We start from the raw sequence: 25,109 nt of genomic DNA on the forward strand, positions 1-25,109 counted from the left end.
GATTGGAAGATTTTTTGTGTGGGCTTTTATAGCCGAGATGAATTAACCCGCATTTACTTGTTGCTAGACGTTATTACGCGCTGTCATTTCCTACAGGTGCGCGAGAGAACTCGAGAGCCGTATTCTGAGGGCGATATCGCGAGATTTCGCTTGAAGCGTGTCGCGCTATCACGGTGCTTGATTTCGTGAGGTGCGATATGGAATTCATAGAGAACTACAAAGGCTGCGTGATCAAAAAAAGCCCGGTGGGCGGCCGATGGTCCGATGGGGTTTGGGTGGGGCCTCGTTATGACTACAGCGTCTTTTTTCCAGATGGGACGGTCTGCGCGCGGGCTTATGACAGCGCAGAGGGGGCGAGAGCCGAAATTGATAAAGTGGCTGATGCGTTTGTACGTGTGCCCAGGAAATTTGAGTGGGCGTTTTTTCTGGAGATATTGGGCGTGCGGAAAGGGGTTGGGGTTGTTCGGAGAAGGTGACGGAAAGTCCTACCACTCATTTAGGAAAACAATGAGCCCGTGGCGAGGGAGCTTGCTCCCGCTTGACCGGGCTGGCGCTCCAGTGCGAAGCGCTCACAAAACGGCCGCCACGCAACCCAGCGGAAAAAAGTTCAGCATTGGGGACCTGATCGGACGGGCCGAAGGGCAGCCGTGTCGGTAAGAACTGACAGACGCCGACAACGGGGACTTTCCAGCCCACATCGCCTTGCGCCTTTGCCTACAACTACGCCAGAATCCGCCGGCTTGTGCGCCTGGGGTTGCGTCGGTAGTTTGGACCTGTCACTGCTCATCAGTGATCGGGTTTAGCAGCTCGTGGTGAAACAGGTTGTGCAAGGCGTCATCCAGTCAGGATTCCCATCCTGCACTTGATGGTGGCTGTGCGCAGGGCGTCCCCGGACGCGCCGGCTTCTTGTTTCCCCGGTCTGCTAACCTGCGTACAGCTGCCTCCCATCGTTTAGCAGCGAGCGGGTGATGGCTTCAACTACAGGAAGCAAGACGATGGTAAAAGATACTCCCAATCCCCCCGATACGGACGAACACGTCTCCCGTGCTCAGTCTGCCCACAATAAGAAAATCGATGACGCTGCCACGCGAGCGTTGGATTACTACCTGAAGCCTAAGAGCGAAACGCCTGACAAGTCGGACTCCATTTTTCGGATTGATCCGGGGGTTGATTCTGAGTGTTTGCTTGCGAATCTGAGTGAGAATTTGGCTTCGGCAAACGCGATGATCAGTGATTTGGCGTTTGATCTGGATGGATCGCGGCGGCGCGTTGCGTTGGGGATTTTGCAGGTGATTGAGGTGAGTGAGCTGTTGGCGAATCGGGCTTTGGATATTGTTGAGGTGAGGTAGTCAGTCATTTGCTGCAACAGTAAAAGGTCTTGTTAAACAAGACCTTTTACTGAAGTAACCGTACACCTTGTTCGAGATTTTTTATGGCATCAATGGGGAGGTAAGTGTCGAAATCTCAACCGAATGCTGCCGAAAGTTCAAATCTTCATAATTCAAGCGCCCGGCATATACCGATTGAAAATAAACCCACCGTATACTTCCTTTATCAGGTCCTGGTCTGATCTGTATTTTATCGCCAGCCTTAAAGTCCTTAAAATAATCTTCGGTTAGCATGACTGAATTCTCCACTCTAATTGAATTATTTTGATTATCCAGCAACAAGCGCATCATGCGACGCTGGATATATCGGAGCTCCTTGGCTTGAAAAATGAAATGTAATGTACATGCGTCGAACTGAATACTGTCAGGAATGACAGGTGGTTAGGCTTTTTGGGAGCAAACTTTAGAGAGAGTTGGAGTGTTGGGTTATGACATAAAGGAGAAAGGGGCGCGAATTCATTTCTTTGGTTTTGTTCGATGATAAATCTGTTCCTTTCCCTGTTGGCTGCTTGATCGTCAACAGAAAGCCGGCATCAGACCGGGACTGATCGCTGAGCTGTCTAACCCGCGCCGTACCCTCCACGAAGTGGAATTTGCCAACGGTAAGCGCTACGAGGTTGACCTAATTCCCTGGGCTCAAGTCCCTGGAGGTCCTGTCGTTGTTCGGCACTGTCCCAGTGGCGAATGGGGGTTCGATGTGAGCTGAGGTGATGACTTGGAACTGGCGGCTGTCACCTTACATCGGTTGGCGCTGGAGCAAGCCGGTGAGGTGATGACTGGCTAAGGTTTTAAGGGGCGCTGGTATAAAATCGGCGCTACCTACCTGCTAACACGAGCGGAGCAGCGACCATGGAATACGACGACAGATTGATAGAAGAAGCTGTGCTTGCCTTGTTGGCAGCCTTCAGCTCCGACAGCGGCAATGCCTGGAAAGGATTCGACTTCGAGGTCATGAACCGATTACATGAACAAGGCCTCATCAGCGATCCGGTAAACAAGAACAAGTCGATCTGGTTGACGGAAGAAGGGTTGGAGCGAGGTTGGCAGATTGCCGAGCGGTTGTTCGGGAAGAAGAGTTGAGGGTGCGTGTCGCCTCGTGATCGCTCGCCGGAAGCCATAGCAAACCCTATCGAAAGCCTGGCTCCAGCTAATGCCATGTTCGGTGATCATTCATCGCCTAGCACAACGCGGCCAAACCTAGCGTTCTTATCCAGCGGCGTAATTGCCAATAGCTGATCGAGGCGAATCTCCTGGCGGCCTTCCGCGGTTTCGACTTCGAGAAATTCTTCCCGTGTGGAGGAGGTCCGCGTGGTGATCGTCTGGGCTGTCAGGCGTTGGCCGTTAGTCAGCTCGATGTCCAGCGTGTAGCCGCACAGGCAGGCAATCTCCAGGTAGTCGTGCAGGTCGCAGTGCAACGGTTTATAGGTACTCATCTCATGCCTCGCAGCCTTGCAGTTTAAGGATGAAAAGCCCCTGCTTGGCGGTGGTCGCCTATCTCAGGTATACGTCTCGAATTGGTCTTTAGCAGTGCACATAAACCAGTGGCTGTCGTTTTGAAAGTTAGTTGCTGCTGGTTAAAAAAAGCAACAAGTTTCGGGGTAGCTCTATTGAGCACTCATCTTCCAATGCTTCAATTTGAGATGTGTTCAGTTCGTAATCGTAAAAATAATTCTCTTCTTTGGTCCAGCTCATTATTTTTGCTAGAGCCTGAGTGTCAATGCAGAGCGTTTTTTCGTATGAAGCAAAGTCATCGCCGGCAATGACACCCATTATTTTGTGTTTCATGGTTCTACCCACCTCGTTGGGTTGGCTGGTTTGGTTTGGGCCCCTGTAATAGGGTCGAATTCGCCCAAGTGCTTTCCACGCTTGTTATATTTTTCTACTGCGCCATGTTGGAAATCCCATTCGTATATTAATTTCTCATTGTCCTTCCAGCGAGGACGCAACCCTCCTCCTTTCATGCGGGTTTTGGGTGGCGCCCATTTGGCACTTGGAAAAGCAGGTAAAAAATCTGGTTTCGGGTGGTAGTCATGATGAGCCGTACTCACCACAACATAAACCGGCCGAACCCCCGAATCCGCCGGAAACACCAGAATGAAATCTCTGTACTCCGGCGGATAGATCGGGTCGACGATGATGCTGTCGGCCATCGACGTCGGCGGGTAGATCCAAATAGGCGGTGCCTGGGGCGCCGCTTCCAGGGCGGGAATGCCGAGGGTGTCAGCCGGATTGGTGGCCGGCGTCCAGATCAGCTCGATCCCATCACCCAGGTCGGCGATGAACTGATCGGCTCGCGACGTGAACTGAACAACATCAACCATCTCCCAATCGGGATGCTGACCGGTATAGAAGCCATACCCCTTGAGACTGCCGTCGGCCTGCTGCTCGACGCTCAGGCGCATGCGGCTGCGGGCCTGCTTGAGGTCGCGTAGCTGGTCTTCGCTATAGAGCGCGCTGTCGCCCAGGCTGGAAGGCCAGAGCAGGGCAACGATGCCTGTCAGCAGGGCAGCGCCGACGGTGCCGCCGGCAACTGCAGCCGAGGAAGTCGCCGAGCCACCCAGCGCGAGCCTGCCCAAGGTAACGGGAACCGTACCCGCGCCGATCCGCTTGAGGGGGATCGTGCCGGATGGATCGGCGCTGCGGCCGCCGAGCCACATGAGTTCGCCGTAATGCTTGACCAGATCTGCCGGGACGTAGCCGTTGGGGTTGCTGTAATCGATGATGCCGTTGGGGAGCTTGCAGCTCTTGGCAAACACGCTCCCGGTTACGGTGGATAACGGTTTGTTATCCACCGTGGCCCAGCGCTCGCGTTCATAGGCTGCCTGCCGGACAAGCATGGCTTCGTAAGCCAACTGCCGGGCTTCGCGCTCGGCCAGTTCGCCGGCGGTCATGTCTCGATAGGTGACGTGATGCCCGTCGCCGCTGGGCGGGTTTCGGACTTGGGGGATGTCTTTTTTGCGTGTCGCCACGTAGTGAATCTCGTCCGCTAAATGCAGGACAGACGCTAACGCGGGAAGAGCGGGGCGCGATGTAGGAGGTTTCTTGAAGTGGTCGTTCCGGTTTCCTCAAAACAGGTAGGGCTGGCTATGAGGGGCCGGAACAATTTGAAGTGTCAGATGGGGCTGTCAGTCATTGGGCAACTGTAACTCGCGAGCCGACGTCGCCTTGCGCCTTTGCCTACAACTACGCCAGAATCCGCCGGCTTGTTCGCCTTGGATTGCGTCGGTAGTTTGGGACCTGTCACTGCTCATCAGTGATCGGGTTTAGTCGCCCGTCGTTGCTAAGTCGCTCAAGCGTCCATCAGTCAGGTATCCCCATCCCTGCACTCGATGGTGGCTGTGCGCAGGGCGCCTCCGGGCGCGCCGATATCTTAGCTCGTCGGTCGACTAACCTGCGTACAGCTGCCTCCCAATCGTTTAGTCGCGAACGGGGAGTAGCCTCAACCAAAGGGAGCTAAGGCTATGGTCAAAATTACACCGAATCCTCCAGTTACAGATGAACCCACGTCTCGTGCACAGTCTGCCCGCAACAAAAAGCTCGACGATGCGGCCACCCGCGCGTTGGATTACTACCTAAAACCCAAGCCTGAGAGCGAAACGTCTGACAAGACCGATTCCATTTTACGGATTGATCCGAGTGTGGATTCTGAGTGTTTGCTTGCGAATCTCAGTGAGAATTTGGCCTCGGCGAACGCGATGATCAGTGATTTGGCGTTTGATCTGGATGGGTCGAGGCGGCGTGTTGCGATGGGGATTTTGCAGGTGATTGAGGTGAGTGAGCTGTTGGCGAACCGGGCGCTGGATATTGTTGAGGTGAGGTAGGGCAACTGGCTGCGTGTCGCCTGGATTGGAAAAAAGGTCTTGCCTAGCAAGACCTTTTTTATGCCCGAGGGAGACTCGTGCGTTCCATATAATTCGTGCCTTGTAGCGAGATTGTACAATTAGGGATACAGGTAGGGATACAGGGTTTGCTTTGGTGAGGATACGTTTTTGCTTTTGCTCCGACTATCTCCAAAGCCTTCCCAAGCGAAGTGTTGTCCTACCAAGGCCTATCCGGCAGGTTCTCCCGGTGGTAATTTCATGTTGCCACCATTGGCCAAAAGCACTCGGGGATCATTCATGCTAGAAGCGCTGCTAGAAAAGGGATTTTTACCTCGAGAATTACCACCTTTGTTTTCCTCAGCAACCTTAGGTTACGTTGGACGATTTACGGGACAACTGCCCGAAAATTTGACGAAGGTTCAAGCCGTTTGGACGCAGCCGATGCATCATAATTTGTCGAGAGTAGGTGGGCTTCGTCGGCGTCTCACCATCCCAAATCCGTCAAATTACTTTCGACTCGCTAATGTTTTTGCCACACACAGCGCTCAGCTGGCAACAGAATGGGCGAAATCACCGTTCTCACATACTCGCCCTCAGTATGACCCTCAAGGGTTGAGAGCAATTGCGTCCAGTGCCTCGGATCGAGCTATCGCACGTGCAATTACTCGTGTCGGAGCCAGATACATTCTGCGAGCAGATATATCGCAATTCTACTCATCTATTTACACACATACGATTCCATGGGCTTTACACACTAAGGCAATTGCAAAAGCACGCCCCAGAGATCTTACTCTCTGTGGGAATGTTATAGATAAAGAGTTGCAGGCATGTCAGTCGGGTCAGACCAAAGGGATTGCGATAGGGCCAGATACCTCACTTGGCATTGCTGAGTTATTGCTTAGCTCGATCGACGCGAAATTAGTCTCTGAATGTAAAGTTGTTGGTGGTGTTAGGTTTATTGATGATATTGAGTTGTCTTTTTCGACATTGTCCGATGCTGAGAATGCACTAATTATGCTCGAGGCGCAGCTGTATGAGCGGGAGCTCCAGCTTAATGGTAATAAAACAGCTATTTTTGAATTGCCTAGTGAGCTTGAATCAATTTATGTAAGTAAGTTAAGGCCAATGATTCCGGCGTATCATGGTGCGTCGTCATTTGAGTGGATTGACTATTTTAATAGCGCATTCGGGCTTGCTCGTCAAAATCCGACTGAAGGGGTCCTTCGATATAGTATCGCGGCTCTTAAAAGTGTGACGGCAGCGGATGGGCAGTGGGAGTTGGCCCAAAGTCTTTTGTGGCAATGCATTGCGTTAGACCCAGGATGTTTGCGTATTGTTCTTGATGTCTTGCTTCTGAATATGGAACACGGTGGGCATGCCCTCGACAAAAATATTGCTTCTCGGGCAATTAACGCGTTAGTTCAAGCTAGTGCTCCAGTTGGTCATGGTAGCGAAGTTGTATGGAGCGTATGGGCATGTATGTTGCTAGGAATTACTTTAAGTGATGTATCCCAAACTGTTATTTCCCGCATGGATGATGGTTGTGTAGCTACTGCTTCAATGCGTGCGCGAGAGGTGGGAGTTTTCGATCCTGGATTCACGTCTCTATTGTGGGAGGGATGGCTAGTTGATGATTGTTTTGAGCAGGATCATTGGCTATTTGCATATGAGTGCTATCGTCGCGACTGGCTTCCACATCTAGTAAATGCCTCAAATATTATCGCTGATCCCATCGCAAAATTATTTAAGAACCTCGATGTCACATTTTTGGATATAGATGCTCCGCATACCTATAAGCCAAAAGCCGCTGTGATTGGAGACGAGGATGGTGGTTATTGACTTCTTACAGGTTCTGATAAATATAGCGCTGGGGACCCTGCATACTTTAGAAATACACGGGGTCGGAAACCCGCGGGATCTTGGTAGCAACAGAGATTGCAGCTTACTGAAATTTCAACGTTGAAATTGAAAGGATCCTGACGAAAAAAGGGGATCGTTACCGCAACGGTAAAGGTGAGCCATTGTGTTGTTGATAGTGAACGGTTGAACCCGGCCAACCTTGGGGATGCTGTCAACCACGTCAACCTGTCAACCGACGTAGAGAACTCAGTCGCTAACAAGATGCTGCGGGTTCTTTGCCCCGTACCCATTCGAAATGCCCAGGGTCCCCGGCGGAGCTACCAAGCGATAGGGCAAATGCTCAGGTGAACCACCAGTTCACCAGGTTCACCTGTTCACTAAGCTGTGCACTATTTCGCTAACACGATCACGCGGGTTTCCGACCCCGTGTGATACTCACTGCCTCAGGGACCCCGACTCCTGCTGGAATTTCTCCGCTGATGGACCCCATTGCTTACGGGGGGCGGGGCAGGTACCTATGGAGTGTCGTATAACTGGTGTAACTGGTGTAACAGAATCGGTTAACCTGCTGAATTTAATAGATAATTTTAGAGTTACACATGATGAAAGCTCCCGGCGTGTAAGGTGTAACGATGTCGAGCGGTGTAACGCTATAGTCAATCCAGGCTCGAAGGAAAATTAGCGAAAGGTTTGCAGCCGGTTAAACGCAGAGGTTGCCACGGTCTACTATCGGCCAAAAGCATTTATTTTAAGGGTCTATAGCAGCACAGGAGATCTAGTGCACCGCATGCACTTGTTCAAATTCGAATCCATATGGACATTGACGATTGCAGCCTATCAAACCAACGCTCGTCTATCTCGATAGTTGCGATTACTCCGCGTTGAGTAAACCTCACCTCAGTGAGTCGGAAGCGGAGCACTTGGCAACTCTAAAAGCGCTCAGGCTTAGTGGAGAGGTCCTTTTCGTGTTCTCCGGAGCACACATCTCAGAGATGTCTCCTTTGGATCAGCAGTATTCCGCTGCCGCAGTGGCGCGCACTAGCTTGATGGTGGACCTATGCGGACGTAATACTTTGATCTCGTTTGATCGGCTTATGAAGGCTGAGCTTTCCAGATTGGTCACGCGAAGCTCGCAACCTGTGAACGCTCTTGATAGAAATGGTGAGTGGTTTCCAGAAATGGGGTCACTCATGAACCCTATCGATGAGCTAGACGTTGCTGGAAAATTACGGCAGGAAATGGAAAAACATGTGCTCAATCGCAAAGTGCGGAGGATGGTCAAGGCAGGCACAACCAACAAAAATGGCAGACTTCGTGGCGATGTTGAAAAACGCTTCGGTCAGGCGGATTACAGCGAGCTGATCAGTAAGGCGCCGATGCGGCCTCGTGATTTTGCGGTGCTTAAGAACTACGTTTTAGGCCGAGCGACTCGGGAGGAAGCCGATAAAGCTTTTCTAGAAAGCCTGCGCGACCCCAGTTACATGGTCCAATGGTTTATCCACCATCATCAGCAATTGGGCCCTATCGTGGAATGGGTGAGGCGTCCTGCTCGGCAACTGATGGAGAGCTGCGGCGTGACGATCACGGAATTACGGGAGCAAATGGCCAGACTACCAGAGAGTGATCGTGCTGCAGCCATTAAAGGCGTAAGCGGCACAAGGTGGGAGAAATTGAAACAGCAAGGAATGATCGACATAGTGAACCGCTTGCTCACACTTCTTGTGCCCGGTGCATCGGCATGCCATAACACAAAAGATATTGAGGATTATTGTCCTGGCCTTTTTGTCTGCATCAATACGTTCTATGACTCGCTTCAGAACTCTTTTAAAGAGCGTCCCCGCGTGATGAAAGCCAGCGACTTCGTGGATATCATTCACGCTATCTACACCCCTTACGTTTCCTATTTCAGGGCTGACAGATACATGTGCAGTGTTATACAGCCGATTGTCCCCAAACAGTTTGGGACGCAGGTTGTGGCCTCTCCAGGGAAGCTACTCACGGCGATGGGAGTTCAGGGGGGTAAGGATCCTCGATAAATAGGCATATGACTGGGAAAAAGAAGCTCGTTCGCACCTGCCCCACTGGCCTTGCTACCAAGTATGCGCTATAGGTAGTTCTTCTTATCTGAATGCCTGTGCGAGGTACTGATTAGGTTGTTATATGGACTTGGTGCTATCTCTCCATGCGAGGCACGTTATTGGGCATCGAGTATTGGGCGAAAAAATCTAGGAGCAGGCAGGGATGATCCTCACCGAAAATCAGCTGGACGAATGGGTTCGTGGAAACGCTCGTGATGCTCAGGGAGTAATAGTTGAATTAATTTGGCGTTTGGTGGCTGCGTCATGTCCGGCCCCGCTGGAGCGCCGGTTTCCATTGGGAGATAGCATCGGTCAACACGGTCCGGATGGTGTGTTGCGTGTGAATCTATCTTTTGATCCGTTCGTACCGGAAGGAAGATCATTTTGGGAGGTAGGCACTGGGCTCAAAGCGGGTGATAAAGCTACCGCTGACTACAACGGCTTGGTCGAGGCAATCCCCGAAAATATTCGGCGACAGTCGAGCTTTGTATTTGTCACGCCCCTCTCTGGCAGAAGGGATTGGGAACACACTTGGAAGGAGGACGCTCAAGGCCGGTGGCTAGAGGATCGAATAGCCAGAGATGAATGGGCCGAAGTAAGAGTCATTGACGGCACAAAGCTAATTGACTGGATTTGCCAGTTCCCGGCGGTGGAGCTATGGCTTGCAAATATAATCAATGGGTTGCCCCAAGCCATCGAGACACCCGACCAGCGCTGGAACTCGATTCGCTCTATTGGTGAGCCACCATCCTTGATGCCCCGCGTCTTTCTTACAGGCAGGGATGAAGCCTGCTCAAAAATTCATGAAATTTTTGTTGGGAATGCAATTCAATTAAAACTCAGCACGCGCTACCCAGATCAGGTTGTGGATTTTGTCTCTGCATATTTGGCTGAGCAGAGTGAAGAGTTCAGAGCTGATGCCGCTGGACGCTGTCTCGTTGTGTCGACGGTGGAAAGTTGGAAGGCTTTATCCTTTCAGAGAGAAAAACTCTTCTTGATTGCAGACTCAGGGCTAGATCTGAGCGGAGATTCAGGCACCAGGTTGATCCAAATGGCAAGGCGTGCAGGACACGCAGTTATTTTTGGAGGCGCCGCGGGCGGTATTCCAGACCCTGCGAGTGCGTCGTTGCCCAATCCTCGTTCGCAGGATGTTAAAGAAGCACTCACTCTCTCGGGATACGGAGAGGAACGAGCGCGCTCGTTGGCCCAAAAGTGTGCCGGAAATCTCGGATCCTTACTCCGGTGCCTCCAAAACCTTTCATTGATGCCTGAATGGGCTGAAGGATCTGTCGCATCGGAATTAGCAGTTGCGATGATGCTTGGGACTTGGGCTGATGAATGCTCCGCTGATCGTACTATTGTGGAAAACCTAACGGGAAAATTTTACGGGGAGTGGATTGAGTTAATGCGAATTGCAGCACTCGCCTCGGGCACTCCCCTAATTCATCAATATGGAGATTGGAAATTTAGCTTACGCTTTGAAGGCTGGTATGCGTTAGGTCCAAGAATATTTGACGAACATCTCGAGCGTTTTAGAACTGTCGCTGTTTCGGTATTCACAGAGGCAGATCCTCAATTTGATCTTCCTGTTGAGGAACGTTACGCGGCAGCTGTTCACGGAAAGGTTTTACTTCATTCGCAAGAACTAAGAAGAGGGTTGGCCGAAACCCTGGCTCTATTAGGTAATCACGCTAAAGCATTGATTTCTTGTAAGCCTAATAAAGCGGAGGTAACTGTCTCTAGTATCGTTTATGAAACGCTATCCGGTGCTGGCTGGGTGCAGTGGGCTAGTTTAGGGGATTTATTGCCCTTGTTTGCGGAAGCTGCACCCGGTATTTTTCTCAAGGCTGTTGAGGATGCATTGGCACATGAAAATGGTCCACTCGAGATATTGTTTCGCCAAGAGGGCGACGGAATAACGGGTCGAACTTATATTAGCGCCTTGTTGTGGTCGTTAGAGACGTTAGCATGGGATCCTGTTTATTTAAATAGGGCGGTATGTTGCCTTGCAGAATTATGCATGCTTGACCCAGGTGGTCAGTGGGCAAATCGTCCAGCAAACTCACTAAGAGATATTTTTCTCCCTTGGTATCCACAAACATGTGCTTCTTTAAAACAAAGATATGTAGCAGTATCACTTATAGTAGATGAACAGCCCATCGTGGGCTGGAAGCTTCTATTGGCTCTCTTGCCTAGCTCCCACTCATCATCTTCGGGCACTCGGAAACCTGAGTGGAGAGAAACGATTCCAGATGACTGGGCGGATGGAGTAAGAACATCAGAATACCATTCTCAGGTTCTACGATATGCAGATATGCTCGTGGACGAAGTGACAAGTGATCCTGCAAGATTTTTAGATGTACTAGATTGCATTGAACGCCTACCTACAGTGGCCGGTGAAAGGTTTCTAAGTTATTTAGAAAGCGAGGCGCTTACACTTTTGTCTGAGGACGATATCGTTGTTTTGTGGAACAAGTTGGTTGATGTCGTTTCTAAACATCGAAGATTCATTGATTCTGAATGGGCAATGTCATTGGAACGAGTCAATAGAATCGCTGGCACGGCGGAAAAACTATCTCCAACATCGCCAGCCTTTATCCATCGCCGCCTATTCAGTGAAAGGGATTTTGATTTTTATGAGGAAGAAGGGAGCTTTGAAGAAAAAAGCCAGCGCCTTAGTCTAAGGCGTGAAAATGCTTTGGTCGAAATCGAAACTTTGGGTGGTTATGCATCCATCATAAATTTTGCTTTAGTTGTAAAGTCTTCTTGGCGAGTGGGGCTCGCATATGGAAAAATTGCTTCTGGTCAAGTGGATTCGATAATTCTCCCCGACTTAATAAGTAGCAGTGATAGCAAGATTGTAAGTTTTGTTGAAGGGTTTGTGTTGAGTCGGTTTAACTCGCTAGGTTGGCCTTGGGTTGACAAACTTGATTTATCGAAATGGACACCATTTGACAAGGGGCTTTTCTTATCATATTTACCTTTCAATGAAAAGACTTGGGAGTACGTGGCGCGATTACTCGAATCTGACGATGGTGAGTATTGGCGGGCCACATCTGCTCATTTTTTTGAGGAGTCTGAAAATATTGATTTTGCCATTGAGAAGCTCATCATTAATGATCGCCCGAACGCAGCTTTAAGGTGTATTAGTGTTTGCATCCATAGAAAATCGCAATTCAATCCTCAATTAGCAGTGAAAGCACTTTTGGCAGCGCTTCGCTCAGACGAGCCTCAAAGTTCTATTGACTCATATCAGACTACGAAAGTTATTAAAGCGCTACAGTGTCATTCTAGCGTGAATTTGAATGATGTAATTAGTGTCGAATGGGCATACTTGCCATTGCTGGACAAACATAGCGATGCCTCACCTGTTTTTTTGTGGAAAAAACTCGCCCAAGAACCTGATTTTTTCTGTGAGGTCATACGTCTTGTTTTCAAACCTAAGAATCAGAACGAGACTGATGATTCAACTCCTCTTGATGAAGGGCAGCAAAGGGTCGCGACCAATGCCTACCGCCTTTTAAATAATTGGCAGCATCTGCCGGGGTTGGTGCTAGACGATGAATTTGACGGAGACTTTTTCAAGAATTGGATTATCTCCGTGAAAGAGATATGCACCACGTCTGGGCATCTGGAAGTGGCAATGTCCATGACCGGCCATTGCCTCATCTATGCACCGCAGGATCCCGATGGACTTTGGATTCATCGCTCGGTAGCCACTGTATTAAACGAAAAATATGCAGAGCCCATGAGGGATGGTTATAGAACCGCTTTGTACAATCAGCGCGGAGCACATTGGGTTGATCCCACGGGTGCAGGGGAGAAGGTTTTAGCCGAAGGGTGCAGGTCCAAAGCAAGCGATTTAGAGGAGGCGGGGTATCATCGCCTTTCAACCTCGCTGCGTGATATGGCGGAGTCGTATGAGCGTGAAGCTGAATTTGTTGTAGCGAGAAGCATCAAGAGAGATTTATGAAGCTGTCATTCACAAATTGCTTGTAAGTTTTTTGTAAAAAAAAGGCCCACATGGGCCCTTTTTTTGGTGTGGCTATTACTTCTTCAGCCATCCCTCGACGACGTCGGCACCGTGCTTTTCTTTCCATTCTTTCAAAGCTTTGTGATTTCCACCCTTAGTTTCGATGACCTCTCCGGTATTGGGGTTTTTGTACGTCTTCAGCTCCCGTGGTTTGCGAGTGGCGGTCGTTCGGGTAGACGCTTGGCGACGTGTGGTGCTCTGTGGGTCTAGCAGGTTGATGATGTGCTTCAAGCTGAAGCCGTACTGGTCCAGAAGATTACGCAGCTTGGTCTCGAACTCGATTTCTTTCTTCAGGCCGGAATCGCCCTTCAGGGTTTCTAGAGCCTGGAGCTGCTCGGCCAAGTGTTTTTCCAATCGACGGTATTCGGCAAGTTTAGACATAAATATTTCCGATATTTGTTTGAAGATATTTATCTGAGTAGTGTCACAGCATACAAGTTCATAGTTATTTTCGTCCTCTTAACTGGCTTTCGACGTGGCTCATTTCAGTCTTTATCAAATTGACAGTTAGCGATTGGACTTTCGTGGTTTTTCCGGTTCTGATATCCACGATTTTCAGCAATGCGGTCAGATGGTTTTTGCGCGCCCTTAAGGTCTCGGTCCAGCTCGCGCTGCTTTGTATTTGAGTGCTCATGATGTTTGTCCTGGCGGGCTCCAAACAGCCTACATGCGTAGGCCGTTTCAGGTGGCTCTGTATATTACGAAGAGAGTACGTCTTGTACGGTGTGCTTGTAGGAACGCTCTACCAAATCATTACTGTTCCAGTGACCGAATCTTTCACCCTCGAACGGAAGCACCAGCTTTCTGAGAGCGACCTGATCGCGATCGATGAGCCGATAGGAAGCCCAAAGCTTGCCTCCCATATCCAGAAGCTCCTCAGCTTTTGCGTTCCACTGTTCTTCCAGCACCGTATGCGCTAGGAGCAGGGCGTGTCTTTCAATGGCTTTATGTTCTTTTTGAGCTTCGACTATATATTTATCGACGGTGACGAGCTCCTGCTCCAATGCGCTCATGATCAAGTGCTGTCGACGATTGTGCTCGGTTGCAGTTGCAAGATTTTTCGCAGCCTTTTGTGCGTCTGCACTGGCATTTTTTTCGCCTTCCGTGTCACCCCATACCACGGCTTGGGCATAGGCGGTTGCTGCATCGGTTTCGGCTTCTCGGGCTGATGCCATGTCCTCGTTTGCTTGCCGCCGAATCTGTTCCAAACGGCTACTGAGACTGTTCCGCTTTTCGTTGAGTTCTTGCTCGTCGGCTTTCCAGTTCGCCATCGCTTCGGTGTAACCCGCCATCAAGGTCTCGTGATTGGCGAGATTCTCGCGTCGTGTAATTTGGCTAGTAATAATGCTGGCGTGGTGTTTTCGCGAGTCATAAGGGCGTTTCAGGTCGTTGTATTGTTTCCGGACTTCATATTGACGATGAGCATCCATGACCTCGTCGCCTTCCAATAGCGCTTCCAGCGGGGCCATCTCGGTATACAGTTGCTCGGCTTCACTCAGGTATTTGTCGCGGCTGATCTTGAGCTTTTCAATTTCGTCGAGCAGCAACTGTTTCTTTTCGCAATGGCCGGTTGCTTCGGTGCCGTCCGAAATAGGCTGGGCAAGGTCTGTAATCTCACGGCTTTCCCGCTCGTTGGTCAGTAGTTCGCATTGTTCGGTGTTAGCTTGGAAATCGGTCATCTGTCTTGTTCCATGAAATTTGATTTTGGGTCGGTTGAGCGGCTGGCGAGGCCGGGAGTGAGCCGGCGCTACCTCGATCAGTAGGGATGCCTTCAGGCAGCCCGAGCCTCGCTCTCATCCGTTCCCGGAATCGTCTTTACGATGTAGCAGCGTTGCGGGCCTAGACCGGGCAACCGGACCAAACTCGATGCCTTGCCATCGCTACCAGGTTCCAGCACACCCCGGTGCAGCAGTTCCTTGTTTACGGCGTTGATGTTCATGCCCCGAAATATCTCGGATCGCCATGCCTCGGGCAGCACGTAGTAGGTGTGGGTGGTGTGCATGGTGTCGCCCATGCCGTGCTCCAGGGTTTTGCGAAAGCCCAGGCGGTCAATGGTGCGGGGACCATGCTCATCGATCTTCGCGGCGGCGGTTTCCCAGCGGGTGAAGCGGCTTTCCCCAAAGCGCTCGATGATCTGCCGGAGACGGGCCAAAATCGCATCGCCTTCAAGATTTCCGGCACCGCCACGCTCATTCAGCCATGCGCTCAGGCACACACGTGCCGCTGTGGTCGCGGTGCCGTCGGGCCAGCCGGTGATACCGAGCGCGGTGGCCAGCTCTCCGGCCGCTGCTGCTAGACCAAAGCGTGCAGCGGCTCGGTGTGCCTGCCCACTGGCCGAGGCGGGGAGCGCTTTGGAAACAAAGCCTTCCAAAGTTCGGCGCAGGATGGTTGACCATCCGTGCATCTTGCCAGGCTCGCAAAGGGCCGCCAGGAACGCGGTAAGGGGTGTGCCGTAGTATTTGGCTACCCGAGCCTTGAGCGCGTCAGAGAGGGCCGCTGCGTCGTCGAAGCCACTCAACACGTCGAACATGCCGAGGCCTTTACTGGCGTCCGCCGGTACGGCGAGCATGCGCACTTCCATGCCGGCTTTCAGCTCCTTGTTTGCCTCGGCCATGTGCTGCGCCAACGTCTTCTCGCCCGTCGAGAGAAACAGCAAGCGCCAGTCCTGTACCTGTCGGCCTGCTTGTCCTCGATCATTGGCGCGAGCCTTACCGGTGCCATTGCCCAGCATGTACACCGTTTCGCCGATGATGTGCGGGTCGCACATGCCGATTTCATCCAGCACGAGGAGTTGAGTGGAGTTAGGGGCAGATGTATTTCTCCTGACCCCCGGCATTTCGAATCGATAGCTACTACCGACCACCCAACCGCAGCTATCCAACACCGCCCACACTAGCCACAACCCCAATTCACGCTTACCATTTCTCCAACTCGTATTACCGCGGCTGCTGAACCCGGTACTCACGAGGAAATGACCATGAAAAGAACCCGTAGCTGGAGACGCGCACAGTCCCGCAAACATGGTGGGCGCGAAGCGATTAGTCCGCAGGACTTCAAGCCAGAAAAGAACTGGAAGCTGATCTACACCCGTGCCGATAAGCTGCACCGGGCGCGTCAGCTCGGTATGAGTTATCCCATTTGCACGACTCGCCAACTGTTGGATCAAGAGTGACCAATCTCCTGTTCGTTTGCAGTCGTAACCAATGGCGTAGTCCTACCGGGGAGGCGATCTGGCGTCGGCGTCCTGGTTTCGGGGCTCGTTCGGCGGGCACCAGCCCCAATGCACGCAAGCCTATCGGCCCAGCGGATATCCGTTGGGCCGATGTCATTTTTGTGATGGAGCGCAAGCACGAGCATCGTCTACGGGCAGAGTACGCCCGGCTGCTTGAACATAAGCGGCTGTATGTTCTGGATATTCCCGATGACTATCGCTTCATGGATCCTGAGCTGGTGGACATGCTTGAGCGAGCGGTGACGTCATACCTGTGTATTTGAGCATTTAGGGCAATCTCCATGAGCTGCCCTCTCCTAATGGCTAGGCGAAACGATCAGGCTTACAGGTAACTCGCCTGCAATTTCCGATAACTCCGTTTGCAATGCCGCAGAGTTTTTAACAAGGCCGCGAAGGTCGTAAACGAAGAAAATGATTGCATGGCATTCGGGATGGGCCCGATAGCGTGCGATATCCAGAATCAGCTCGTCGGCTAGCGATCTTGCAGTCATACCATCGCGTGTCATCTTGAGTTCAAGAAAGAGCCCATGTTCAGGCAGGAGGAAGTCTGCACGGGTGGCGCCTGCCGCCATGCTCGGGGACGGCTCTTCAGGTTTTACATTGCCGAACTGCAATCTTAGCAATGCATTGACCAGGAACTGGACGTCGTATTCATCGTCGAGCTGAATTCCCTTTCGGCCGCGTGGGCGGTGTTCCAGATCTTTCGCAAAACGATGAAAACGCAGCAGCATGCGCTCAATGATCTGATCGGCTTGTTCTACGGTTGCGGGTAGCACAGGCGTATCGAGGGAGAAGTGATCTTGTAATATCTGTTCTTCAAGCCTGCGTTGCGCTTTTGGTGGTCCTTGGAAAACTGCGCAGGTTGCTATCCCGATCAGAAGCAATTCGATGGTCAGAAACAAAACCAAATAGCCTATAGCGACTGTAACTTTGTACTGGCCATCAAGCTTGTATTTACTGCCTCCTCCCTGCCTAGGCTCGTCTCGTGGTACCAGTTTCAGGTTAAAAGTGACCATCACCCCGCCAATTCGGTGGACGCCCTGTAAACCATGCAGCGAATCCAGGCCAATCTCTCCCCGGTTATAGAGGTCGAGCAGAGCAAAAATCTCCTGGGTTGCCTGCCGATACTCCTCGCTATTGATCACCTCAAGCACTGCGGGATTGGTAAGTTCCGAGTCCTCAAAGCGAGGGGCTATCCATGAGCAGTATGTGAGTATGGGCATCAACGTCAGTATCGTGAACCCAACCTTGGCGGACATGCGCAAGCGTCGATTCTCCATCACTAGCTCACCCAGAGTGTCGTACTCTTTGCTTCTATCAAACAGTGCAGAGATCCATTTCAGCAAAACGTTCTTCTCCAATATGTTCGGTTGCGTCAGACGCACATTGTGTGGAGGAAGAAACTGACTTTTCCCCCAGCGTCCCACAGGTTCACTGGATATCTTTCAGGTAATCCCTAAGTTTGAGAAGCGGACCCTGAAGCTCCTCCATCGTCTGGGTTGCGCCAAATTCAGTCGCCAACCGCCCCAGTTCCCGCCCCAAAATCGTATTGCTGCCCCCAATTGCCTCCAGTGCCAAGTCCAGGCAGCGCTGCACTTTCGCCTGAATACCTTGAATATTCTCCCTACGCACCAACAACCCAAAAACCTCCCGATCACAACCCCCCATCAACGGATCATCCCGCAGAATCGGGCTGTGACCCTCTGTCTCATAAGCCAGCTTGAGGGAGTAAAGGGCGACCGTTTCCAGCAGCAATTCCATGGGGTGAAATCCTTAGTGACTGGGTGAGGAGGGTGGAGCTGGGTTGATGGGTTATGTCTTGGTAATGGCAACTCGGAGTATCGGTGAGGGTGGTGACTTTTTTGTGAGCGCTTTGCGCTCAAGCGGGAGCAAGCTCCCTCGCCACAGGTTCTTCTCCTGCCACAGGTTTTTCCCTGCTACAGGTTCTTCTCTACCACCGGGGTTCTTCCTTGTTCTCAGGTTCTTCCTCACCATGGGGTTGGCTATGGGGGGACCGCTTCGCGGCCCAGCGGGGATAAATCCCCTCGCCACAAAGGGGGAGTAAATCTCTTCACCACACAGGGGAGCGGGGATAAATCCTCTCACCACAAACGCGGGTGGGGGATTGGTTGGGATCTGCGTTACCCGCGAAAAACCACTTTCCTGCAGACGAAAAAAAAGACCTTGAATTTCAAGGTCTTTCTTTAAGATGGTGCCCCGAGGGAGACTCGAACTCCCACTCCTTTCGAAAACGGATTTTGAATCCGCCGCGTCTACCAATTCCGCCATCAGGGCTCAATGGCGGCGAAGTATAGAGAGGTGCCTACCGTTGGTCAATCACGTTTCATGGTGAATTTTTGATATTTCCGCTAGACTTTCCGGCCCTGCTAGACGAACCCCATCATGCGTGTTGCTGACTTTACCTTCGAACTCCCGGATTCGCTGATCGCTCGCCACCCGCTGGCCGAGCGTCGCGCCAGTCGACTGTTGACCCTGGACGGGGTCAGCGGTGCCATGGCTCACCGTCAATTCACTGATTTGCTTGAGCATTTGCGCCCGGGCGATTTGATGGTGTTCAACAATACCCGCGTCATTCCCGCGCGTTTGTTCGGCCAGAAGGCCTCCGGCGGCAAGCTGGAGATTCTGGTGGAGCGGGTGCTGGACAGTCATCGCGTGCTGGCCCATGTGCGGTCGAGCAAGTCGCCCAAGCCCGGTTCGTCGATCTTGATCGACGGCGGCGGTGAGGCGGTGATGGTGGCGCGGCATGATGCGTTGTTCGAGCTGGAGTTTGCCGAAGAGGTGCTGCCGCTGCTCGACCGTGTCGGCCACATGCCGTTGCCTCCTTATATAGACCGCCCGGACGAAGGTTCGGACCGCGAGCGGTATCAGACCGTGTACGCCGAGCGCCTGGGGGCGGTGGCGGCGCCGACGGCGGGGCTGCATTTCGATCAGCCGTTGCTGGAGGCGATTGCCGCCAAGGGCGTGGAGACGGCGTTCGTGACGCTGCACGTCGGCGCCGGGACGTTCCAGCCGGTGCGCGTGGAGCGCATCGAAGACCATCACATGCACAACGAATGGCTGGAAGTCAGCCAGGAAGTGGTCGATGCCGTGGCGGCCTGTCGCGCGCGCGGCGGTCGGGTGGTGGCGGTGGGGACCACCAGCGTGCGCTCCCTGGAAAGCGCCGCGCGCGATGGCGTGCTCAAGCCGTTCAGTGGCGACACCGATATCTTTATCTACCCGGGCCGGCCGTTCCATGTGGTCGATGCCCTGGTCACCAACTTTCATTTGCCCGAATCCACGCTGTTGATGCTGGTTTCGGCGTTCGCCGGTTATCCCGAAGCCATGGCCGCCTACAAGGCCGCCGTCGAGCATGGATACCGCTTTTTCAGCTACGGTGATGCGATGTTCATCACCCGTAACCCCGCGCCACGCGGACCCGAGGAAACAGTATGAGTCGCACCTGTCGCATGTCCTTCGAGTTGCTCGCCACCGATGGCAAGGCTCGTCGCGGTCGTCTGACCTTCCCCCGCGGTACCGTGGAAACCCCGGCGTTCATGCCGGTGGGCACCTATGGCACGGTCAAGGGCATGCTGCCGCGTGACATCGTCGCCACGGGCGCGGAGATCATCCTCGGCAACACCTTCCACCTGTGGCTGCGCCCGGGCATGGAAGTGATCAAGGCCCACGGCGACCTGCACGATTTCATGCAGTGGAAAGGCCCGATCCTGACCGACTCCGGCGGCTTCCAGGTGTTCAGCCTGGGCGCGATGCGCAAGATCAAGGAGGAGGGCGTGACCTTCGCTTCTCCGGTGGACGGTTCCAAGGTGTTCATGGGGCCGGAAGAGTCGATGCAGGTGCAACGCGACCTGGGCTCGGACATCGTGATGATCTTCGACGAATGCACGCCGTACCCGGCCGATGAAGACGTGGCGCGGGTGTCCATGGAGCTGTCGTTGCGCTGGGCCCAGCGTTCGAAGAACGCCCATGGCGACAACACCGCGGCGCTGTTCGGCATCGTCCAGGGCGGCATGCACCGCGACCTGCGCATGCGCTCGCTCGAAGGCCTGGACAAGATCGGCTTCGACGGCCTGGCGATTGGCGGCCTGTCGGTGGGCGAACCCAAGCACGAGATGATCAAGGTGCTCGATTACCTGCCGGGCGAAATGCCCGCTGACAAACCTCGTTACCTTATGGGCGTTGGCAAACCGGAAGATCTGGTTGAGGGTGTGCGCCGCGGGGTGGACATGTTCGATTGCGTGATGCCAACCCGTAATGCCCGCAATGGGCATCTGTTCATCGACACCGGTGTGCTGAAGATCCGTAACGCGTTTCATCGCCATGATAATTCGCCGCTGGATCCGACCTGCGATTGCTACACCTGCCAGAACTTCTCTCGCGCCTATCTGCATCATTTGGACAAGTGCGGCGAAATGCTCGGCAGTATGCTCAATACCATCCACAATTTGCGCCATTATCAGGTGCTTATGGCTGGTTTGCGCGAGGCTATCCAACAGGGTACATTGGCCGCCTTTGTCGAGGCCTTCTATGCCAAGCGCGGGTTGCCTGTACCGCCTTTGGACTGAGTTTTCCGATCCCTAGATTCAATACTTGCAACTGGAGTGCTAAATGAGCTTTTTTATCTCTAATGCCATGGCTGACGCGGCTGCACCAGCTGCCGGCCCTATGGGCGGTGGTTTCGAGTGGATTTTCCTGGTCGGCTTCCTGGTCATCTTCTACCTGATGATCTGGCGTCCACAGGCCAAGCGCGCCAAAGAGCAGAAGAACCTGCTCAGCAGCCTGGCGAAGGGCGACGAAGTGGTCACCACCGGCGGCATCGCTGGCAAGATCACCAAAGTGGCCGATGACTTCGTGGTACTGGAAGTGTCCGACACTGTTGAAATGAAGTTCCAGAAGGGCGCTATCGCGGCCACGCTGCCAAAAGGCACGCTGAAAGCGATCTAAGTAACAACTTCTATTCAATCGACGGGGCGCGCAAGGCGCCCCGCGTCATAAGCGGGCGGCGTGATGCTGAACAAATACCCTCTGTGGAAATATGTACTGATCCTGGCGGTGCTGGCGGTCGGTCTGATTTATTCCGCTCCCAATCTATACCCGGATGACCCGGCCATTCAGGTCAGTGGCGCAAGCACTGCGCTGCAGGTCACCCAGGCCGATCTGGACCGTGCGAGCGCTGCGCTCAAGGCGTCCAATATCGAGGTCAAGGCTGCGTCCATCGCCGAAAACGGCAAGGGCGGCCTGTTGCGTCTGGTCAAGGCCGAAGACCAACTGCCAGCCAAGGACGTGGTGCGCAAGGCGTTGGGCGACGATTACGTCGTAGCCCTGAACCTGGCCCAGACCACCCCGCAATGGCTGCGCAAGCTTGGCGCGCATCCGATGAAGCTGGGCCTGGACTTGTCCGGTGGTGTGCACTTCCTGCTGGAAGTGGACATGGAAAAAGCCCTCGACGCGCGGATGAAAGTCTATGAAGGCGACGTCAAGAGCTTGCTGCGCAAGGAGCGCCTGCGTTATCGCAGCCTGCCGCAACTCGACGGTGCCATTCAGCTGGGCTTCAGCGATGAAGATACCCGCGAGCAGGCCCGTGCGCTGATCCGCAAGAACTTCAACGATTTCGACGTTGTGCCGGCCGACCTCAATGGTCAGCCAGTGCTGCGTCTGGCGATGACCCCGGCCAAGCTGGCGGAAATCCGCGAATACTCCATCAAGCAGAACTTGACCACGGTGCGTAACCGCGTCAACGAGCTGGGTGTGGCCGAGCCGATCGTGCAGCGCCAGGGCGCCAACCGCATCGTGGTTGAGCTGCCAGGCGTGCAGGACACCGCCGAAGCCAAGCGTATCCTCGGCAAGACCGCCAACCTGGAATTCCGCCTGGCCGCTGAGCCGGGTGCTTCCAAGGCCACTTCCGAGAGCTTCGAGTTCCGCGAGGGCGGTCGTCCGGCGGCGCAGATCGAGCGTGGCTTGATCATCACCGGTGACCAGGTGACCGACGCCCAGGCGGGCTTCGACGAGCAGGGTCGCCCACAGGTGAACATTCGCCTGGACGGCCACGGTGGCGAGCTGATGAGCCGCGCCACGCGCAGCAACGTCGGTCGCAGCATGGCGGTGATCTTCATCGAGCAGAAGCCGACCACCACCTACACCAAGCAAGTGGTCAACGGCGTCGAGAAAGACGTCGCGGTGCAGACCTTCAAGGAAGAGAAGAAGATCATCAGCCTGGCGACCATCCAGTCGCCGCTGGGCAGCCAGTTCCGCATCACCGGCCTCAACGGCCAGGGCGAATCCTCGGAACTGGCCCTGCTGCTGCGTGCCGGTGGTCTGGCCGCGCCAATGTACTTCGCTGAAGAGCGCACCATTGGCCCGAGCCTGGGTGCCGACAACATCACCAAGGGTATCGATGCTTCGCTGTGGGGCATGCTGTTCGTGTCGCTGTTCATCATCGCCATCTACCGCTTCTTCGGCATCATCGCCACCGTCGCGCTGGCGGTGAACATGGTGCTGCTGCTGGCGCTGATGTCGCTGCTGGGGGCCACGCTGACCCTGCCGGGTATCGCCGGTATCGTGTTGACCATGGGTATGGCGGTGGACGCCAACGTGCTGATCTTCTCGCGGATACGTGAAGAAATCGCCGCGGGCATGTCGATCCAGCGGGCAATCAACGAAGGCTTCGGCCGGGCATTCACCGCGATCCTCGACGCCAACCTGACCACGTTGCTGGTCGGCGGGATTCTCTTCGCCATGGGCACCGGCCCGGTCAAGGGCTTCGCAGTGACCATGTCCCTCGGGATCTTTACCTCGATGTTCACGGCCATCATGGTGACCCGCGCAATGGTCAACCTGATCTTTGGCGGTCGTGACTTCAAGAAGTTGTGGATTTAAGGGGCTGCCATGTTACGTACAATCAACTTCATGGGCGTTCGCAACGTTGCGTTCGGCGTCACATTGTTTCTTACCGTACTGGCGTTGTTCAGCTGGGCCACCAAGGGCCTGAACTACGGCCTGGACTTCACCGGCGGTACGCTCATCGAGCTGACCTACGAGCGTCCGGCCGACGTCACCAAGGTGCGTGAGCAACTGGCGACCTCGGGCTACAGCGATGCCATCGTGCAGAGCTTTGGTGCGACCACCGACCTGCTGGTGCGCATGCCGGGTGAAGACCCGCAGCTGGGTCACCAGGTGGCCGAGGCCTTGCAGAAGGCCGGCGGCGACAACCCGGCCCAGGTCAAGCGCGTCGAGTTCGTCGGCCCGCAAGTGGGTGAAGAACTGCGCGACCAGGGCGGCCTCGGCATGCTGATGGCCCTGGGCGGCATCCTCATCTACCTGGCTTTCCGCTTTCAGTGGAAGTTTGCGGTGGGCGCGATTGTCTCGCTGATCCACGACGTGATCGTGACCGTGGGCATCCTGTCGTTCTTCCAGATCACCTTCGATTTGACGGTGCTGGCGGCGGTGTTGGCGATCATCGGTTACTCGCTCAACGACACCATCGTGGTGTTCGACCGGGTGCGTGAGAACTTCCGTGTGCTGCGCAAGGCGTCCTTGATCGAGAACATCAACATCTCGACCACCCAGACCCTGCTGCGGACCATGGCGACGTCGATCTCCACCTTGTTGGCGATTGCTGCGCTGCTGTTCTTTGGTGGCGACAACCTGTTCGGTTTCTCCATCGCGCTGTTCATCGGTGTACTGGCGGGTACTTACTCGTCGATATACATCGCCAACGTGGTGCTGATCTGGCTGAACCTGAGCACCGAGGACCTGATTCCTCCTGCGGCCACCGAAACGGAAGTGGACGACCGCCCGTAAGGCTCCGGTTCCACCCGTCACCGCACAAAAGGCGCGAGTTGAACTCGCGCCTTTTTTTGTGCTCCAAGGCTGGGAGAAGCGCGGATTAATCCGCTTGTGATGGTCAGGAGGTTCAAGTGAACAAATCGATGCTGGTTGGTGCGGTATTGGGTGCTGTCGGTGTAACAGCCGGTGGTGCGGTCGCCACCTACAGCTTGGTAAAAAGTGGCCCTGAGTATGCGCAAGTACTGGCCGTGGAACCGGTCAAGACTCAAATCAAGACCCCGCGTGAAGTGTGCAAGGACGTCACCGTGACTCGGCAGAAGCCGGTCCAGGACCAACACCAAATCGCCGGTACCGTGCTGGGCGCCGTAGCCGGTGGCTTGTTGGGCAACCAGATCGGCGGCGGCAACGGCAAGAAAATCGCCACCGTGGCGGGTGCGGCCGGTGGTGGTTATGCCGGTAACAAGATTCAGGAAGGCATGCAGGAACGCGACACCTACACCACCACCCAGACTCGCTGCAACACGGTCAATGACATCAGCGACAAGGTTGTGGGCTACGACGTTCGCTACATGCTCGACGGCAAAGAAGGCAAGGTCCGCATGGACCGCGACCCGGGCAACCAGATCCCGGTGAGCAAGGAAGGCCAACTGATCCTTGGGCAGAACGAACCGGCTCAGTGATCCAACCGCTATGAAAAAGCACCCTTCGGGGTGCTTTTTTTCGCCCGCATTTTATGCCCCGCCCCGATCCCGCAGGCATCTGCGGCCGGCTCCGATTTCCCGGCCACCCAAAGCTCCTCTGTGGGAGTAAAGCTTGCTCGCGATAGCGGTGGATCAGCCTGCATCCCTATTCAGAGCGCATTCATTGTGGCGAGGGAGCTTGCTCCCGCTGGGC

Annotated in this window: 22 protein-coding genes, 1 tRNA gene and 1 pseudogene; 15 read left to right on the forward strand and 9 right to left on the reverse strand. The window is 53.9% G+C overall.

Features of this window, described 5'->3' with window-relative positions; translation table 11 throughout:
* Positions 1-197 precede the first annotated feature (197 nt).
* The 3 genes from LQ215_RS25045 (at position 198) to LQ215_RS25055 (ending at position 2,468) form a co-directional block, all read left to right on the forward strand.
* The gene (locus LQ215_RS25045; protein ID WP_230153057.1) at positions 198-476 is read left to right on the forward strand and encodes a hypothetical protein; all 279 of its coding nucleotides are present in this window, start codon (positions 198-200) and stop codon (positions 474-476) included.
* Between the two features lie 519 nt (positions 477-995).
* Complete coding sequence (locus tag LQ215_RS25050) at positions 996-1,349, forward strand: DUF6124 family protein (protein WP_230153058.1); 354 nt, start codon at positions 996-998, stop codon at positions 1,347-1,349.
* Between the two features lie 888 nt (positions 1,350-2,237).
* A complete protein-coding gene (locus LQ215_RS25055; RefSeq protein WP_230153059.1) occupies positions 2,238-2,468 on the forward strand; it encodes a DUF6429 family protein in 231 nt (76 codons plus the stop codon).
* Positions 2,469-2,554: 86 nt separating this feature from the next.
* On the opposite strand, the gene LQ215_RS25060 is transcribed toward LQ215_RS25055, so the two are convergent.
* From LQ215_RS25060 to LQ215_RS25070, 3 genes are all read right to left on the reverse strand, one after another.
* Complete coding sequence (locus tag LQ215_RS25060) at positions 2,555-2,821, reverse strand: Rho-binding antiterminator (RefSeq protein ID WP_230153060.1); 267 nt, start codon at positions 2,819-2,821, stop codon at positions 2,555-2,557.
* 127 nt (positions 2,822-2,948) lie between these two features.
* The gene (locus LQ215_RS25065; protein ID WP_079305696.1) at positions 2,949-3,173 is read right to left on the reverse strand and encodes a hypothetical protein; all 225 of its coding nucleotides are present in this window, start codon (positions 3,171-3,173) and stop codon (positions 2,949-2,951) included.
* On the reverse strand, positions 3,170-4,357 hold the full coding sequence (locus LQ215_RS25070; protein ID WP_230153061.1) for a colicin E3/pyocin S6 family cytotoxin: 1,188 nt from the start codon (positions 4,355-4,357) through the stop codon (positions 3,170-3,172). The genes LQ215_RS25065 and LQ215_RS25070 overlap by 4 nt, the downstream gene beginning before the upstream one ends.
* 492 nt (positions 4,358-4,849) lie before the next feature.
* On the opposite strand from LQ215_RS25070, the gene LQ215_RS25075 reads away from it, so the two are divergent.
* The 4 genes from LQ215_RS25075 (at position 4,850) to LQ215_RS25090 (ending at position 13,120) form a co-directional block, all read left to right on the forward strand.
* A complete protein-coding gene (locus LQ215_RS25075; RefSeq protein ID WP_230153062.1) occupies positions 4,850-5,209 on the forward strand; it encodes a DUF6124 family protein in 360 nt (119 codons plus the stop codon).
* Positions 5,210-5,506: 297 nt separating this feature from the next.
* Entirely contained in the window at positions 5,507-7,048 is a 1,542-nt protein-coding gene (locus LQ215_RS25080) for an RNA-directed DNA polymerase (RefSeq protein ID WP_230153063.1), read from the forward strand.
* Positions 7,049-7,896: 848 nt separating this feature from the next.
* On the forward strand, positions 7,897-9,105 hold the full coding sequence (locus tag LQ215_RS25085) for a hypothetical protein (RefSeq protein ID WP_230153065.1): 1,209 nt from the start codon (positions 7,897-7,899) through the stop codon (positions 9,103-9,105).
* 205 nt (positions 9,106-9,310) lie between these two features.
* A complete protein-coding gene (locus LQ215_RS25090) occupies positions 9,311-13,120 on the forward strand; it encodes a hypothetical protein (protein ID WP_230153067.1) in 3,810 nt (1,269 codons plus the stop codon).
* Positions 13,121-13,195: 75 nt separating this feature from the next.
* On the opposite strand, the gene LQ215_RS25095 is transcribed toward LQ215_RS25090, so the two are convergent.
* The 3 genes and pseudogenes from LQ215_RS25095 to LQ215_RS25105 form a co-directional block, all read right to left on the reverse strand.
* Positions 13,196-13,561, reverse strand: a complete 366-nt coding sequence (locus LQ215_RS25095) for a histone-like nucleoid-structuring protein, MvaT/MvaU family (RefSeq protein ID WP_230153068.1) — start codon at positions 13,559-13,561, stop codon at positions 13,196-13,198.
* Positions 13,562-13,878: 317 nt separating this feature from the next.
* Complete coding sequence (locus tag LQ215_RS25100; protein WP_230153069.1) at positions 13,879-14,859, reverse strand: chromosome segregation protein SMC; 981 nt, start codon at positions 14,857-14,859, stop codon at positions 13,879-13,881.
* 92 nt (positions 14,860-14,951) lie between these two features.
* Positions 14,952-15,980: pseudogene (locus LQ215_RS25105) on the reverse strand (DUF927 domain-containing protein); the annotation flags it as partial.
* Between the two features lie 177 nt (positions 15,981-16,157).
* Here LQ215_RS25105 and LQ215_RS25110 point away from each other — a divergent pair.
* Both LQ215_RS25110 and LQ215_RS25115 read left to right on the forward strand, forming a co-directional pair.
* Positions 16,158-16,352, forward strand: a complete 195-nt coding sequence (locus tag LQ215_RS25110; protein WP_123351256.1) for a hypothetical protein — start codon at positions 16,158-16,160, stop codon at positions 16,350-16,352.
* Positions 16,349-16,675, forward strand: a complete 327-nt coding sequence (locus LQ215_RS25115) for a low molecular weight protein tyrosine phosphatase family protein (protein WP_230153070.1) — start codon at positions 16,349-16,351, stop codon at positions 16,673-16,675. The genes LQ215_RS25110 and LQ215_RS25115 overlap by 4 nt, the downstream gene beginning before the upstream one ends.
* A gap of 33 nt (positions 16,676-16,708) precedes the next feature.
* Here LQ215_RS25115 and LQ215_RS25120 read toward each other — a convergent pair whose 3' ends face one another.
* The 3 genes from LQ215_RS25120 to LQ215_RS25130 all read right to left on the reverse strand — a co-directional run bounded on the left by LQ215_RS25120 (position 16,709) and on the right by LQ215_RS25130 (position 18,707).
* On the reverse strand, positions 16,709-17,758 hold the full coding sequence (locus tag LQ215_RS25120) for a hypothetical protein (protein ID WP_230153071.1): 1,050 nt from the start codon (positions 17,756-17,758) through the stop codon (positions 16,709-16,711).
* 85 nt (positions 17,759-17,843) lie between these two features.
* Positions 17,844-18,173 (reverse strand): hypothetical protein, encoded by a 330-nt coding sequence (locus LQ215_RS25125; RefSeq protein WP_230153072.1) that lies wholly within the window; start codon positions 18,171-18,173, stop codon positions 17,844-17,846.
* 449 nt (positions 18,174-18,622) lie between these two features.
* Positions 18,623-18,707: transfer RNA gene (locus LQ215_RS25130), tRNA-Leu, on the reverse strand.
* Between the two features lie 108 nt (positions 18,708-18,815).
* Between LQ215_RS25130 and queA the strand changes: the two genes are divergently transcribed.
* From queA to LQ215_RS25160, 6 genes are all read left to right on the forward strand, one after another.
* Positions 18,816-19,865 (forward strand): tRNA preQ1(34) S-adenosylmethionine ribosyltransferase-isomerase QueA, encoded by a 1,050-nt coding sequence (gene queA, locus LQ215_RS25135; protein ID WP_025211994.1) that lies wholly within the window; start codon positions 18,816-18,818, stop codon positions 19,863-19,865.
* 14 nt (positions 19,866-19,879) lie between these two features.
* Entirely contained in the window at positions 19,880-20,995 is a 1,116-nt protein-coding gene (gene tgt, locus LQ215_RS25140; RefSeq protein WP_230153076.1) for a tRNA guanosine(34) transglycosylase Tgt, read from the forward strand.
* Positions 20,996-21,038: 43 nt separating this feature from the next.
* Positions 21,039-21,374: a preprotein translocase subunit YajC gene (gene yajC / locus LQ215_RS25145; RefSeq protein ID WP_058546903.1), complete on the forward strand. Its 336-nt coding sequence runs from the start codon at positions 21,039-21,041 to the stop codon at positions 21,372-21,374.
* Between the two features lie 63 nt (positions 21,375-21,437).
* Positions 21,438-23,306, forward strand: a complete 1,869-nt coding sequence (gene secD, locus LQ215_RS25150; RefSeq protein ID WP_230153073.1) for a protein translocase subunit SecD — start codon at positions 21,438-21,440, stop codon at positions 23,304-23,306.
* Between the two features lie 9 nt (positions 23,307-23,315).
* Positions 23,316-24,230 carry a protein translocase subunit SecF gene (gene secF, locus LQ215_RS25155; protein WP_230153074.1) on the forward strand — a complete coding sequence of 305 codons (915 nt, stop codon included), beginning with the start codon at positions 23,316-23,318 and terminating at the stop codon, positions 24,228-24,230.
* 116 nt (positions 24,231-24,346) lie between these two features.
* A complete protein-coding gene (locus LQ215_RS25160) occupies positions 24,347-24,895 on the forward strand; it encodes a glycine zipper 2TM domain-containing protein (protein ID WP_018607449.1) in 549 nt (182 codons plus the stop codon).
* Positions 24,896-25,109: the final 214 nt, after the last annotated feature.

Source organism: Pseudomonas brassicacearum (assembly GCF_918698105.1).
Classification (GTDB): domain Bacteria; phylum Pseudomonadota; class Gammaproteobacteria; order Pseudomonadales; family Pseudomonadaceae; genus Aquipseudomonas; species Aquipseudomonas brassicacearum_F.

Excerpts from the sequence above, each read along its gene's own strand:
- LQ215_RS25045 (WP_230153057.1), top strand. The coding sequence starts at position 198 with ATGGAATTCATAGAGAACTACAAAGGCTGCGTGATCAAAAAAAGCCCG.
- LQ215_RS25050 (WP_230153058.1), top strand. The coding sequence starts at position 996 with ATGGTAAAAGATACTCCCAATCCCCCCGATACGGACGAACACGTCTCC.
- LQ215_RS25055 (WP_230153059.1), top strand. The coding sequence starts at position 2,238 with ATGGAATACGACGACAGATTGATAGAAGAAGCTGTGCTTGCCTTGTTG.
- LQ215_RS25060 (WP_230153060.1), bottom strand. The coding sequence starts at position 2,821 with ATGAGTACCTATAAACCGTTGCACTGCGACCTGCACGACTACCTGGAG.
- LQ215_RS25065 (WP_079305696.1), bottom strand. The coding sequence starts at position 3,173 with ATGAAACACAAAATAATGGGTGTCATTGCCGGCGATGACTTTGCTTCA.
- LQ215_RS25075 (WP_230153062.1), top strand. The coding sequence starts at position 4,850 with ATGGTCAAAATTACACCGAATCCTCCAGTTACAGATGAACCCACGTCT.
- LQ215_RS25080 (WP_230153063.1), top strand. The coding sequence starts at position 5,507 with ATGCTAGAAGCGCTGCTAGAAAAGGGATTTTTACCTCGAGAATTACCA.
- LQ215_RS25090 (WP_230153067.1), top strand. The coding sequence starts at position 9,311 with ATGATCCTCACCGAAAATCAGCTGGACGAATGGGTTCGTGGAAACGCT.
- LQ215_RS25095 (WP_230153068.1), bottom strand. The coding sequence starts at position 13,561 with ATGTCTAAACTTGCCGAATACCGTCGATTGGAAAAACACTTGGCCGAG.
- LQ215_RS25100 (WP_230153069.1), bottom strand. The coding sequence starts at position 14,859 with ATGACCGATTTCCAAGCTAACACCGAACAATGCGAACTACTGACCAAC.
- LQ215_RS25110 (WP_123351256.1), top strand. The coding sequence starts at position 16,158 with ATGAAAAGAACCCGTAGCTGGAGACGCGCACAGTCCCGCAAACATGGT.
- LQ215_RS25125 (WP_230153072.1), bottom strand. The coding sequence starts at position 18,173 with ATGGAATTGCTGCTGGAAACGGTCGCCCTTTACTCCCTCAAGCTGGCT.
- queA (WP_025211994.1), top strand. The coding sequence starts at position 18,816 with ATGCGTGTTGCTGACTTTACCTTCGAACTCCCGGATTCGCTGATCGCT.
- tgt (WP_230153076.1), top strand. The coding sequence starts at position 19,880 with ATGTCCTTCGAGTTGCTCGCCACCGATGGCAAGGCTCGTCGCGGTCGT.
- yajC (WP_058546903.1), top strand. The coding sequence starts at position 21,039 with ATGAGCTTTTTTATCTCTAATGCCATGGCTGACGCGGCTGCACCAGCT.
- secD (WP_230153073.1), top strand. The coding sequence starts at position 21,438 with ATGCTGAACAAATACCCTCTGTGGAAATATGTACTGATCCTGGCGGTG.
- secF (WP_230153074.1), top strand. The coding sequence starts at position 23,316 with ATGTTACGTACAATCAACTTCATGGGCGTTCGCAACGTTGCGTTCGGC.